This is a genomic window from Actinosynnema sp. NPDC023794 (genome assembly GCF_040639675.1).
Classification (GTDB): Bacteria; Actinomycetota; Actinomycetes; order Mycobacteriales; family Pseudonocardiaceae; genus Actinosynnema; species Actinosynnema luteola.
The window spans coordinates 147,916-160,641 of sequence record NZ_JBFAFR010000012.1; the positions used below are offsets into that span (position 1 = coordinate 147,916).

The 12,726-nt window shown below is 72.7% G+C and carries 8 protein-coding genes; 5 read left to right on the forward strand and 3 right to left on the reverse strand.

Going from position 1 to position 12,726, the window contains the following annotated elements:
* Positions 1 to 34 precede the first annotated feature (34 nt).
* Together AB0H12_RS24560 and AB0H12_RS24565 are read right to left on the reverse strand one after the other, a co-directional pair.
* Complete coding sequence (locus AB0H12_RS24560; protein ID WP_499625584.1) at positions 35 to 1,534, reverse strand: MFS transporter; 1,500 nt, start codon at positions 1,532 to 1,534, stop codon at positions 35 to 37.
* Positions 1,535 to 1,569: 35 nt separating this feature from the next.
* Positions 1,570 to 2,424, reverse strand: coding sequence for an NAD(P)-dependent oxidoreductase (locus tag AB0H12_RS24565; protein WP_499625586.1), 855 nt, complete (start codon positions 2,422 to 2,424; stop codon positions 1,570 to 1,572).
* A 194-nt stretch (positions 2,425 to 2,618) separates the two neighbouring features.
* Between AB0H12_RS24565 and AB0H12_RS24570 the strand changes: the two genes are divergently transcribed.
* A complete protein-coding gene (locus tag AB0H12_RS24570; protein ID WP_499625588.1) occupies positions 2,619 to 5,783 on the forward strand; it encodes an AfsR/SARP family transcriptional regulator in 3,165 nt (1,054 codons plus the stop codon).
* Positions 5,784 to 6,132: 349 nt separating this feature from the next.
* On the opposite strand, the gene AB0H12_RS24575 is transcribed toward AB0H12_RS24570, so the two are convergent.
* Complete coding sequence (locus AB0H12_RS24575; protein WP_499625590.1) at positions 6,133 to 7,017, reverse strand: NAD(P)-dependent oxidoreductase; 885 nt, start codon at positions 7,015 to 7,017, stop codon at positions 6,133 to 6,135.
* A 304-nt stretch (positions 7,018 to 7,321) separates the two neighbouring features.
* On the opposite strand from AB0H12_RS24575, the gene AB0H12_RS24580 reads away from it, so the two are divergent.
* The 4 genes from AB0H12_RS24580 to AB0H12_RS24595 are packed head-to-tail and all read left to right on the forward strand — an operon-like array spanning position 7,322 to position 12,720.
* Positions 7,322 to 8,878, forward strand: coding sequence for an aspartate aminotransferase family protein (locus AB0H12_RS24580; protein ID WP_499625592.1), 1,557 nt, complete (start codon positions 7,322 to 7,324; stop codon positions 8,876 to 8,878).
* Positions 8,875 to 10,128 (forward strand): cytochrome P450 family protein, encoded by a 1,254-nt coding sequence (locus AB0H12_RS24585; RefSeq protein WP_499625594.1) that lies wholly within the window; start codon positions 8,875 to 8,877, stop codon positions 10,126 to 10,128. Before AB0H12_RS24580 ends, AB0H12_RS24585 begins: the two co-directional genes overlap by 4 nt.
* A complete protein-coding gene (locus tag AB0H12_RS24590; RefSeq protein ID WP_499625596.1) occupies positions 10,125 to 11,279 on the forward strand; it encodes an acyl-CoA dehydrogenase family protein in 1,155 nt (384 codons plus the stop codon). Before AB0H12_RS24585 ends, AB0H12_RS24590 begins: the two co-directional genes overlap by 4 nt.
* A 28-nt stretch (positions 11,280 to 11,307) precedes the next feature.
* On the forward strand, positions 11,308 to 12,720 hold the full coding sequence (locus tag AB0H12_RS24595; protein ID WP_499625598.1) for a flavin monoamine oxidase family protein: 1,413 nt from the start codon (positions 11,308 to 11,310) through the stop codon (positions 12,718 to 12,720).
* Positions 12,721 to 12,726: the final 6 nt, after the last annotated feature.

The window sequence follows — 12,726 nt, forward strand, 5'->3', positions numbered from 1 at the left end:
GCCCCGGCCACCACGCCTGACGACGAGCTGGACGTCAGGCGTTGCTCGTCTCCGCCACGGGCTCGTGGTCGGGCGCGGAGGACCCGCGCACCAGCACGGCCGTCACGACGGCGATGGCCACGGTGGCCACCGCGCTGACCAACCCGACGACGTTCAACCCGGAGGTGAACGCCGACCTCGCCGCCTCGACCACGTCCGCGCCGCCCACGGCGAGCGCGCCGGCCAGCGACTCCACCGCGTCGGCCGGCATGCCCTCGGGCAGCTCCGACCGGTACACCGCGGTGCCCACGCTGCCCAGCACCGCGACGCCCAGTGCCAGGCCGAACTCCATGCTCGTCTCCGACATCGCCGCCGCGGACCCGGCCCGCTCGGCGGGCGCGGCGCCCACCACCAGGTCGGTGCCCAGCGCCATCATCGGCCCGATGCCCAGGTACACCACGACCAGCCCGGACACCACCAGCGCGAGGCCGCCCGGACCGTCCACGAACGCCAGCAGCAGGTAGCCCACCGCCGACACCAGCAGCGCCGCCGCGACCAGCTTGCCCGCCGCGAACCGCTTGGCCAGCGCGGGAGCCGCCATCGACGACACGATCATCGCCACGGCCGACGGCAGCAGCCACAGCCCGGCGGCGAGCGGCGAGCGGCCGTCCACCATCTGCAGGTACTGCGTCACGAACATGTAGACCACGCCGACGACCGCCAGCCCCACGAGCAGAGCCAGCAACGCGCCCAGGAACGCGGGCCGCGCGAAGAGCCGCACGTCCAGCAGCGGGTCCGGCAGCGACTTCTGCCGCCGCACGAACAGCACCGCGAACACGAGGCCGACGACGACCGCCGCGACCGCGCCCAACCCGAAGCCGTCCGCCGCGACGACCTTGAGCCCGTAGATCACCGGCAGGATCGCGGCCAGCGACAGCAGCACGCTCACCAGGTCCAGCCGGCCCGGCTCGGGGTCGCGCGACTCGGGCAGCAGGATCGGCGCGGTCACCAGCAGCACCACCATCACCGGCACCGCCAGCAGGAACACCGAGCCCCACCAGAACAGCTCCAGCAGCGCGCCGCCGATCAGCGGTCCCGCCGCCACACCGGCCGAGAAGCACGCCGCCCACACGCCGATCGCGACCCCGCGCCGGCCGGGGTCGTGGAACATGTTGGTGATCAGCGCCAGGGTCGAGGGCATCAGGGTCGCGCCCGCGACGCCGAGCAGGGCCCGCGCGCCGATCAGCAGCGCCGGGTCGGTGGCGTAGGCAGCGGCCACCGACGCCGCGCCGAACGCCAGCGCGCCGATCATGAGCAGCTTGCGGCGGCCGATCCGGTCGCCCAGCGTGCCCATCGTGATCAGGAATCCCGCGATCATGAACCCGTACACGTCGATGATCCACAGGGTTTCCGTGCCGCTCGGGCGCAGGTCGGCGCCCAGGTGCGGCAACGCGAGGTAGAGCACCGTCGCGTCGACCGACAACAGCAAGGTCGGCAACGCGAGCACGGCGAGCCCGAGCCACTCCTTGGCCCCGGCCCGTTCGGTGCGGTCCATGTCCTTCCCCTTCCAGCTCAGGCAGGTCAGCGTGGTCAGTCGGGGTGCGGGTCGCGCAGCACCTCGATGAGGCTCGCGAACCCGTCACCGGCGTGGCCCCGTCGGATCGCTTGCTCCACCCGGGCCAGCAGGAAGCCCGGCAGGCCGTCGTCGACCCCGCCCGCCCGGCTCGCGGCGAGCAGGCGCTCGACCACGACCGCCTGGTGGCCCAGCGTCGTGCCGGGGTACTCGCCGCGGTCCACGCCGGCGGTCAGCTCCGGCACGGAGGCCACGACCCGGTGCAGCCACCGCGTGGCGTGCGGCAGGAAGTCGGTGGCGGCCCGGTGCTCGGTCGACACCAGCGAGAGGCCGTGGAGCAGACCGGCCCACGCACTCCACATCACGCCGAGCAACGCCATCTCGTACAGCGCGGGCAGCCCGACGTCATCGCCCAGGTAGGTCCAGGTGCCGCCCAACGCGGCCAACGTCGGCACATGCTCCTGGTACAGCGCCTTCGGACCTCCGTAGAAGGTCATGGTGGTGTCCGCGCCCAGCTCTTCAGCGGACGTGAGGATCGCGCCGTCGATGTAGCCGATGCCCCGTGACGCCGCCCAGGAGGCGGTGTCACGGGCCTCGTCCGCGGTGCCCGCGGTGAGGTTCACGACCACCCGGCCGGTGGTGTCGCCCAGCGAGTTGACGATCTCCCGCATCGCGCGGTGGTCGACCACGCGGACGACCACCAGCGGACTCGCCGACACGGCTTCCACCAGCGTCGCGGCGCGAATCGCGCCGTTGGCCGCCGGCTCGTCGGGACGTTGGTGGAAGCGGTGCCAAACCGTCGTCCGGTGACCCGCGTCCACGAACGCCCGGGTGAGCGCCGAACCCATCGGCCCGAGGCCGATCACCGTCACAGGCGAACGGTCGCCCGCCGTCATCTCCGCCCTCCTCTTCCTGACGTGACCACCGTCGCCGAGGCCCCTCCCGATCACCTCTCGGAGACCTCTCGGCTCTCTCGCTGAGTGTTCGTGAGCACGCTCTCCGTGACACGCGACCTTGATCGGCTGCCGTTATGGTGTGGTTTGTGCGTTTCGGCATCCTGGGGCCCTTGACCGTCTGGACGGAGGACGACTGCGTCGTCCCCGTCCCGGGGGTGAAGGCGCGCACCCTCCTGGCGTGCCTGCTGGCGCACGACGGCGAGGCGGTCTCGGCCGACCGCCTGGCCGACGAGCTGTGGGGCGACTCGCCGCCGAACAACCTGGCGGGCGCGCTGCACACCAAGGTGTGGCAGTTGCGCCGGGCGCTGGAGGACGCCGAGCCGGGCGCGGGGGAACTGGTGGTGTCCCGCCCGCCGGGCTACCTGCTGGACGTGCCCGCCGACGCGGTGGACGCGCGCCGGTTCGCCGCGCTGCTGGCCGCCTCGCACGAGACCGGTGACCTGCGGGCCAGGGCGGCGCTGCTCGGCGACGCCCTGGCGCAGTGGCGCGGCCCGGCGCTCGGGGACTTCGCCGACGCCGAGTTCGCCCGGCCGGTCGTGGCGCGGTTGGAGGAGCTGCGGCTCACCGCGCTGGAGGACCGGGCGGAGGTGATGCTGGGCCTCGGGGAACACGGCCTGCTGGTCGGCGAGCTGGGCGACCTGCTCGCCCGCCATCCCCTGCGTGAACGGCTGCGCGCCGCGCACATGCGCGCCCTCTACGCCGCGGGCAGGCAGAGCGAGGCGTTGGCGAGCTTCGACGTCCTGCGCTCGGTGCTGGCCGGCGAGCTGGGGTTGGAGCCGAGCGCCGAGCTGGTCGCGCTGCGGCAGAAGATCCTGGAGCAGGACCTCCAGCTCACGCCCATGCCGTCACCGATCACGACGGCAGCACGCCCGTTGACCAACCTGCCCGCGCAGATGACGCCGCTGATCGGCCGGGACGCGGCGATCGGGCAGGTGCGGGCGCTGCTGGACGCCGGCCGGCTGGTGACGCTCAACGGCATCGGCGGCGTCGGCAAGACCCGGTTGGCGCTGGCCGCGGCGGCCGAGGTGGCCGAGGGGTACCCGGACGGCGTGTGGCTGGTGGAGCTGGCCACGCTGGAGTCACCCGACGGCGTGGTGGAGGTCGTGGCGACCGTGCTGGGCGTGCGGGACGAGGTGACCGGCGCGGGGCCGCCGATCTCGCTGGCCACGCGGCTGGCCGAGGCGTTGCGCACCAAGCAGTTGCTGCTGGTGCTGGACAACTGCGAGCACGTGGTCGAACGGGTCGCGGACGTGGCCGAGATGCTGCTGATGGCCGCGCCAGGCGTGCGCATCCTGGCCACCAGCCAGGAGCCGCTGGGCATCGCGGGGGAGCGGCTGTGGACCGTGCCGCCGCTGACCCTGCCCGACGGCCAGGGCGTGTCCACGGCGGTGGAGCTGTTCGTGGCGCGCGCGACGGCGGCGGCGCCCGACTTCGTGCTGGACGGGTCCACTGTGGACGCGGTGCACGCGATCTGCCGCCGGCTGGACGGCATCCCGTTCGCGTTGGAGCTGGCCGCGACGCGGGTGCGGGCGCTGGGCGTGCACGAGGTCGCGGCACGCCTGCGGAACCGGTTCTCGCTGCTGACGGTGGGCAGGCGGGGCGCGCCGGCGCGGCAGCAGACGTTGCGCGCGGCGATCGACTGGAGCTGGGAGCTGCTGACCGAACCCGAGCGCGTGGCGCTGCGCCGGATGGCGGCGTTCAGCGGCGGGTGCCCGTTGACCGCGGCCGAGGAGGTGTGCGCCGGGGACGGCGTGGCGCAGTACGAGGTGCTGGACCTGGTGGCACGGCTGGTGGACCGCAGCCTGGTCAGCGCGTCGGACGTGGCCGGCACGCGCCGGTACCGGCTGCCCGAGTCGGTGGCCGCCTACTGCGCCGAGCGGCTGCGCGAGGCGGGGGAGGGCGACCGGGTGCGGGCCAGGCACGCCGCCTACCACGCCGACTTCGCGGTCCGGGTGATGGCGCACCTGCGCGGCCCCGACCAGCGCCGGTGGCTCGAACTGGCTGACGTCGAGGCGGCGAACCTGCGGGTCGCCCTGGACACCGCCGCCCACCAGGGCCGGGCGGACCTGGCGTTGCGCACGGTCAACGCGCTGGCCTGGTACTGGTTCCTGCGCGGACGGCTCGGCGAGGCGACCCGGGCGTTCGCGGCGGCGTTGGCCATCGGGGGGCCCTCCGACCCGTCCGAGCGGGCCAAGGCGCTCGCGTGGCAGGCGGGGTTCAGCCTGCGCGCCGGCGAGTCGACCTACCCGCTGGAGCACTACGACGCGCTGGCCGACGAGATCGCCGACCCGACGGGCCGGGCCACGGCCCGCTGGTTCCTCGGTTTCGCCCGCATCGGGTACGGCGACCACGACAGCAGCGAGAAGCACATCGACCGGGCGTTGAACGAGTTCCGCGCGTTGGGCGACCGGTGGGGCACGGCCGCGGCGTTGGCCGCGCTGGCGACGCAAGCCGTGCTGCGCGGCGACCTGACCGCGACCCAGCAGTACGGCGAGGAGAGCGCGGCGCTGTTCCGCGACGTCGGCGACGGGTGGGGTCAGCTGCAGGCGGGTGACGCGTTGGCGTCGCTGGCCGAGGTGCGCGGCGACTACGACCACGCGGTGCGCGTGCACCGGGAAGGGCTCCGCATCGCCGAGACGCTGGGGTTGTGGTCGGAGGTGTCGACCAAGCTGTCCGGCCTGGCCCGGATCGCGCTGCTGGAGGGCGACTACGCGCAGGCCCGCGAGCTGCACGAGCGGGCGATGCGGCTGGCCGCCGAGCAGAGCTTCACGTTCGGCGAGCAGTTCGCCGAGGTGGGGCTGGGGCTCGGCGCGCGCCGGGAGGGCCGGTTGGACGCGGCCGAAGCGCACCTGCGGCGCTGGCTGGACTGGTGCCGCCAGCTGGACGGTGACGTCGGCGAGGCGTTGATCCTGGCCGAGCTGGGTTTCGTGGCCGAGCAGCGCGGTGACGCGGCAGGGGCGCTGGCCCTGCACCAAGAGGGGTACGCGGTGGCGAAGGCCACCGGTGATCCCCGTTCGCTGGCGCTGGCGTTGGAGGGTTTGGCGGGCGCGCTGATGCTGACCGGTCGGCACGCCGAGTCGGCTGCCCTGCTCGGCGCCGCGTCCGCCGCCAGGGAGGCCGCCGGCGCACCGCTGCCCGTGGCCGAGCGCGCCGACGTGATCCGGATCGAGAGCGCGTTGCGCGTGGCGCTTGGCGACGAGTACGAGACCCACCACGCCCACGGCCGCACGCTCGACCCCGTCACCGCGCACAGCCTGACCGACCGCCGGGACTGAGGTCTCGGGGCGCCGTTCATCGGGCCACGACCGGGAACACCGCTCGCGACCCCGGGCGCGGGAACGCCGTCACGACGATGCCCGGGAGCGGGGCCGCGGCTCCGACCGCAACCGGTCGACGCCGCCGTCCGCGCGGTCCAGCGCCGCCCGCCCACGATTCCTACTGGCGCCACCGCTGCCCCACGTCCGCCCGGTACCCGCCCGACAGCGCGCGCCGGTCGCGGATCACCGTGCACCAGAGGACGGTGACGGCTCACGGAGGCCGCGGCAGGACCGCTCACCCGCGTGGACCCGGCCGGACCGCCGGCGCACGCTCTGGTCGAGAGGGTGGGCGTGCGCCGGTGGCCGGCTACTCGGGCTTGCGCAGCACCTCGAACAGCGAGCCGAACCCGCTGCCCGCGTGCCCGCGCTTGATCGCCTCCTGCGCCCGCTGCTTGAGGAACTCCGGCAGCGCGGCGTCCACGCCCTGGGCACGACTCGCGTCCACCAGGTGCTCGATCGCGATGGCCTGCATGCCGAGCGCCGAGCCCTCGTCCGGGTAGTCGCCCGCGTCCACCTGGCCCGCGATGCCGGGCACCTCGGGCGAGATCACGTGCTCGAACCACGCCTGCGCGTAGGGCAGGAACGCCGCGGCGGAGACGTTCTCCGACTTCACCAGGGCCAACGAGTGCATGAAGCCCGCCCAGGTGGTCCACATCAGGCCGAGCAGCGCCACGTCGTACAGCGACGGCAGACCCGCGTCCTCGCCGAGGTGGGTGCCCGCGCCGGCGATCGTGGTCAGGCTCGCGGAGTGGGCGTCGTAGACCGCCCGCGGCCCGCCGTAGAAGATCAGCGCCTCCTCCGATCCGATCATCGGGGGGATGGCCATGATCGCGCCGTCGACGTAGTCGAAGCCCCGTTCGGTGGCCCACGCGGCCGTCTCCCGGGCCTCGTCCGGCGTGCCGGAGGTCAGGTTGACGACGGTGCGGCCCGAGAGCGCGTCGCCGAGCGGGTCGAAGAGCTCGCGCATCGCGTGGTAGTCGAGCACGCACACGACGACCAGCTCGCTCGCGGCCACCGCCTCGGCCACGGTGGCGGCCCGGACGGCGCCCGCGGCGACCAGGTCGTCGGCCTTCTCGGGCGTGCGGTTCCAGACGGTGGTCGGGTGCCCCACGGCCACGAAGGACTTCGCGAGCGCCGAGCCCATCGACCCCAGACCGATCACTGTCACCGGTGCGCGGTTGTCCGAAGTCATCTGCAAGTTCTCCTCATGCTGTCCTGGTTCAACGGAGGGCGGGTGGTGCTCCCCACCGTCGTTCGCCTACCGCCACACCAGTCTGGCGCGACCCCCTCTCAGGCCGCTCTCGAACCGCTCCGCCACCGGCGAGAGGTCCGCCGGCGGTGCGTGCGGGTAATCGCCCGCTCATCGGCCGGTCACCGGGCGCTCCGGTGAACCTTCGATGACCGCCACCCCCTGCGACCTGCGATAGAACAGCGTCGCTCGCCGAAACCGCGGGCGCGGACCTCCACCTCACCATTCACCTCGATCGGAGTGAGAAATGAGCGCTTCTCCTGGTGCGCCCGAGTTCGCGGACTCCTACCTCGTCGAAGTGCTGTCGGAGTTCGGGCTGGCGCTGAAGTACGTGCGCGCCGAGGGCAACACCCTCTACTACCTGGCCGACGACGGCAGCGAGGTCGGCGTCTTCGACGCCGCGAGCGGGTTCGGATCGCTGATGTTCGGGCACAACAACCCCGAACTGGTCGAGCACGCCAAGTGGCTGCTGGACCAGCAGACCCCCGTGCACGCGCAGTTCTCCGGCTACTCCTACGCGATCGACCTCGCGGCCAAGCTGAACGAGATCATCCGCCGCGAGCTGAAGACCGAGGACAAGTTCTACGGCCTGTTCGGCAATTCCGGCGCCGAGGCCGTGGAGATCACGATCAAGCACGCCGAGCTCGATCGCGGCATGCGGATCAAGGAGCTGAAGGAGGGCATCGAGGCCAACATCGAGGCAGCCCGCTCCGCCCTCGCCGGCGGCGCCCGCGTCTCCGAGGCCGCGGCTGCCCTCGCGGGCGGCGCGGACTTCGACCGGCTCGTCGCCGAGGTACGCCGCCGCAACGCCGAGACCGAGGCGCGCCCGCCACTGTTCCTCGCCCTGGAGGGCGGTTTCCACGGCAAGCTCGTCAGCAGCGTCCAGCTCACGTTCAACGAGGAGTTCCGCGGCCCGTTCAAGGCGCTCGCCGCGCAGGCCCGGTTCATCCCTCGCGACCGCCCGGAGATGATCGAGAAGGTCGTCGAGGAGGAGCGGGCCGCGCTGCTGGACGTCGTCGTGCAGGACGGCGTCGTCGACCTGGTCGAGCGCGACTTCCCGGTGTTCGCCGCGTTCCTGGTCGAGCCGATCCTGGGCGAGGCGGGCATCTTCCCGATCAGCCGGGAGCTGGCGCGGACGCTGCGCGAGGCGTGCGACGCGATCGGCGTGCCGCTGGTCGCCGACGAGATCCAGTCCGGCATGGGCCGTTCCGGCACGTTCCTCGCGGGCACCCAGATCGACCTCGAGCCCGACTACATCATCCTGGCCAAGGCACTGGGCGGCGGCCTGGCGAAGCTCGGCGTGGTGCTGGTCAACGAGCACCGCTACCGCAAGGACTTCGAGCTGATGCACACCTCGACCTTCGGCCGCGACGGCTTCTCCAGCCGCCTGGCGCTGAAGTTCCTGGAGATGCTGGAGACCGACGGCGGCAAGGCCTACCAGCTCGCGGCCGAGCGCGGCGCCAAGGCCGTGGCGATGATGGAGGGGATCAAGGCCGACTACCCGGACGTCGTCAAGGAGGTCCGCGGCAAGGGCCTGATGCTCGGCTTCGAGCTGCACGACCAGAGCAAGTCGGCCGACCCGGAGATCCGCGAGGCGGTCGAGCACGAGGCGCTGGCGTTCGTCATCGGCGGCCACCTGCTGCGCAAGCACCGCATCCGCATCTTCTCCACCGCCTCCAACCTGGAGACGATGCGCTTCGAGCCGTCCATCCACCTCAGCGACGAGGAGCTGGCCCAGGTCGACGCGGGCTTCCGCGACGTGTGCCAGATCCTGCGCGACCAGGACGCGAGCAGGTTCGCATGACCAGCCAGGTCAGCTACCCGGTCATCGACACGGCCGGGCGCGACATCCACGGCGAGTCCGAGCGCCTGCGCGCGCTCGGGCGTGCCGTGCGGGTGGAGCTGCCCGGCGACGTGATCGCGTGGTGGGTCACCGACCACGCGCTCGTCAAGCAACTGCTCACCGACCCGAGGGTGTCCCGTGACACCTACCGGCACTGGCCCGCGTGGGGTGGCGGCGAGAGCGAGCTGGCCCAGACGTGGTCGCTGGCCATGTGGGTCGCCGACCGCAACATGATCACCGCGTACGGCGCGGAGCACACCCGGCTGCGCAAGCTGGTCGCCAAGGCGTTCACCGCACGCCGGACGCAGGCGATGCGCCCGCGCATCGAGGCGATCACCGAGGAGCTGCTGGCCGGGCTGGCGGACGTGCCCGCGGACGAGGTGGTCGACCTGCGCGAGCGGTTCGCCTACCCGCTGCCGGTCCGGGTGATCTCCGAGCTGCTGGGCATCCCGGACGAGATCCGCGACCCGCTGCTGCGGTCCGTGCACGAGATCATGGACACCTCCGCCTCGCCGGAGCAGGTCAAGGCCAACGAGCTGGAGCTGTACCGGCTGCTGCACGAGCTGGTCGCGATCAAGCGCACCCGGCCCGGCGACGACGTGACCACCGGCCTGATCCAGGCGCACGACGAGGACGGCGGCCACCTCAGCGAGCGCGAGCTGGTCGACACCGTGCTGCTGATGTTCACCGCGGGCCACGAGACGACGGTGAACCTGCTCGACCAGACCATCGCCCTGCTGCTGACCCACCCCGCGCAGCGCGCCGCCGTGCTGGACGGCTCGCTCGCGTGGGAGGACGTGGTCGAGGAGTCGTTGCGGCTGGAGGCGCCGTTCCCGAACCTGCCGCTGCGCTACGCCGTGGAGGACATCGACCTCGGCGACGCGTTCATCCCGAAGGGCGACCCGATCGTGATCGCCTTCGGCGCGGCCGGCCGGGACCGCGAGGTGCACGGCGAGGACGCCGCCGAGTTCGACCCGACCCGGCCCACGCGCCGCGACCACCTGGCTTTCGGCCACGGCGTGCACCACTGCCTGGGCGCGCCACTGGCCCGTCTGGAGGCCTCGGTCGGCCTGCCCGCCCTGTTCACCCGGTTCCCGGAGCTGCGGCTCGCGGTGCCGGCCGAGGAACTGCGCCCGTTGGGGTCGTTCATCTCCAACGGCCACGAGACGTTGCCCGTAGTGCTCACCCGAAGCGGGGAGGAAACGCCATGAGCGAAGTGCTGGACGCGGTCCGCGACATCGTGCCGAGGCTGCGCGAGAACGGTGCCGAGGCTGAGCAGAACCGCTGGATCCCCGAGGAGAACGTCGACCTGCTGGACAAGGCGGGCGTGTTCTCGATGGCGGTGCCGCGCCGGTTCGGCGGCCTGGACCTGCCGATGGCCGAGCAGATCGCCGTGCTGACCGAGATCGCCCGCGGCTGCGGCTCGACCGCGTGGACGGCGGTCGCGTGGGTGTCGAGCGCCTGGATGGCGACCCTGTACCCGGACCAGGCGCAGGACGAGATCTTCGCGGGCGGGTCGGTGCGCATCTCCGGTGGCTTCACGCCCACCGCGAAGGCCACGCCCACCGAGGGCGGCTACCTGCTCAACGGTTCGTGGCGGTTCAACACCGGCTGCCGCGGCGCGCACTGGGACCTGCTGGCCGCCATCGCCGAACGCCCCGACGGCACCGAGGAGGAGGTGTTCGCGATGGTGCCCATGTCGGAGCTGACCATCGCGGACGACTGGCACGTGTCCGCCGCGTCGGGCACCGGCAGCTCCACCACCACCGCCGAGGACGTGTTCGTGCCCGCGCACCGCGTCGTCACGGGCGAGGACGCGCTGATGGAGGGCGTCCCCGGTCGCACGCCCACGGCGCAGGGTCGGGCGTACAGCCTGATCAGCTACGTCGTCGCGGAGTCCGTCGCGGCCTACATCGGCATGGCCAAGGGCGCGCTGGAGGTCTTCCTGGAGCGCCTGCCCGGCCGCGGCCTGGCCTACACGTCGTGGACCGACCAGCGGCAGCACCCGTTGACGCAGCACCGCGTCGCGCTGGCCGCGAACAAGATCACGGCGGCGGAGACGCTGTCGGCGTCCTACGTGGACATGCTCCAGCGGCGTGCCGACGCGGGCGAGCAGCCGACGTGGGACGAGAAGGCGGCGGTCCGCGGCCGGGCGGGCACGGCGATCCTGCTCGTCAAGGAAGCCGTCGAGGCGTTGCAGACCATCGCGGGCGCGTCGGCGCTGAGCAAGTTCGCGCCGTTCCAGCGCTACCACCGCGACCTGCTCGGCCTGACCACGCACGGCCTCATGTCGCCCGACATGAGCCTGGAGGTCCACGGGCGGGTGCTGGTCGGCCTCGACCCCGAGACCCCGTTCCTGTAACACCGATGCCACTGGGGGCACGAGAAACATGAGTCAGTTGGTCAAGGCCGCCGGACCTACCCGCCGCGGCTTCCTCAAGGCGCTGGCCACGACCGCCGTCGTCGGTGGCGCCCTGCCTCCCGCCGTCGCGTCGGCGGCGGGCACGGGCACCCGGTCGACCCACGACGTGATCGTCGTGGGCGCCGGGTTCGCCGGTGTCACCGCCGCCCGGGAGCTGCGCCGCCGCGGCCTGCGGGTGCTCGTGCTGGAGGCGCGCGACCGGATCGGCGGCCGGACGTGGACCACCACGTTCGAGGGCGAGCAGGTCGAGCTGGGCGGCACGTGGGTCGACCCGTTGCAGACCACGGTGTGGCGGGAGATCGAGTCCCAGCGCATCGGGTTCGTCGCCGACGCCGCCGCCGAGCGGACGCTCTTCCCGACGGAGAACGGGTTCGGGTTCTTCCCGCCGGAGGAGTCCTTCGGCCGGCAGGGCGAGCTGCTGACGCGGTTCAGCGCGCGCGCCCGCGAGCTGTTCCCCGACGCCTACAACCCGTTGGCGCGGGCCGACCTGCTCCAGGCGCCGGACGCGCTGACGATCCGGCAGCACCTCGACTCGATGAACCTGTCCGCGCTGGACGAGAAGTGGCTCACCGGCGCGACCGGCGGCCTGGGCGGCGGCTCGACGCGGGGCGCGTACACGCAGTTCCTGCACTGGTGGGCGTTGTGCAACTACAACGCCGAGCAGTACTACGGCATCAACACCTACAAGCCGACCACCGGCATGAACGGCCTGGCCCGGTCGATCCTGGCCGAGGCGCAGGCCGAGGTGCGGCTGAACACGCCGGTGAAGTCGATCGCCGACGACGGCAGGCAGGTCACCGTGCGCACCGCGGTGGGTTCGGTGCACACGGCGGCGGCCGTGGTCGTGGCCGTCCCGGTGAACGTGTGGCGCACCATCGAGTTCTTGCCCGGCCTGTCGGCGGCCAAGCTCCAGGCCTCGCGCGAGACGATCGGGGTGCCGACCGCCAAGAAGCTGTGGCTGCACGTGGCTTCCTCGATCGGGAACACCTACGTGCACGCGCCCGAGGGCTACCCGGTGGACACCCTGGTGCCGTACAAGCAGACGTCCCAGGGCTGGCTGATGATCGGGTTCAGCGGCGAGCCGCGGCTGGACGTGAACAACGCCGCGCAGGTGCAGGAAGCCGTGCGGCTGGTCGTGCCGGACGCCAGGGTGCTGTCGGTGAAGGGCCACGACTGGGGCGGCGACCGGTTCGCGCTGGGCGGCTGGTCGTTCCGGCAGCCGAGGCAGCTGACCGGCCTGCTGCGCGCGGCTCAGCAGCCGCAGGGCCGGATCTCGTTCGCCACCAGCGACATCGCCTCCGGGTGGAGCGGTTACGTCGAAGGTGCGATGGAGTCCGGTCTGGTGGCGGCGAAGCAGGTGGCGGTCCAGGTGGCCCGCTGACGCGTC

What these genes read in the sequence shown, in the direction of transcription:
- AB0H12_RS24560 (WP_499625584.1), bottom strand. Translation starts at nt 1,534, where the DNA reads ATGGACCGCACCGAACGGGCCGGGGCCAAGGAGTGGCTCGGGCTCGCC.
- AB0H12_RS24575 (WP_499625590.1), bottom strand. Translation starts at nt 7,017, where the DNA reads ATGACTTCGGACAACCGCGCACCGGTGACAGTGATCGGTCTGGGGTCG.
- AB0H12_RS24580 (WP_499625592.1), top strand. Translation starts at nt 7,322, where the DNA reads ATGAGCGCTTCTCCTGGTGCGCCCGAGTTCGCGGACTCCTACCTCGTC.
- AB0H12_RS24585 (WP_499625594.1), top strand. Translation starts at nt 8,875, where the DNA reads ATGACCAGCCAGGTCAGCTACCCGGTCATCGACACGGCCGGGCGCGAC.
- AB0H12_RS24590 (WP_499625596.1), top strand. Translation starts at nt 10,125, where the DNA reads ATGAGCGAAGTGCTGGACGCGGTCCGCGACATCGTGCCGAGGCTGCGC.
- AB0H12_RS24595 (WP_499625598.1), top strand. Translation starts at nt 11,308, where the DNA reads ATGAGTCAGTTGGTCAAGGCCGCCGGACCTACCCGCCGCGGCTTCCTC.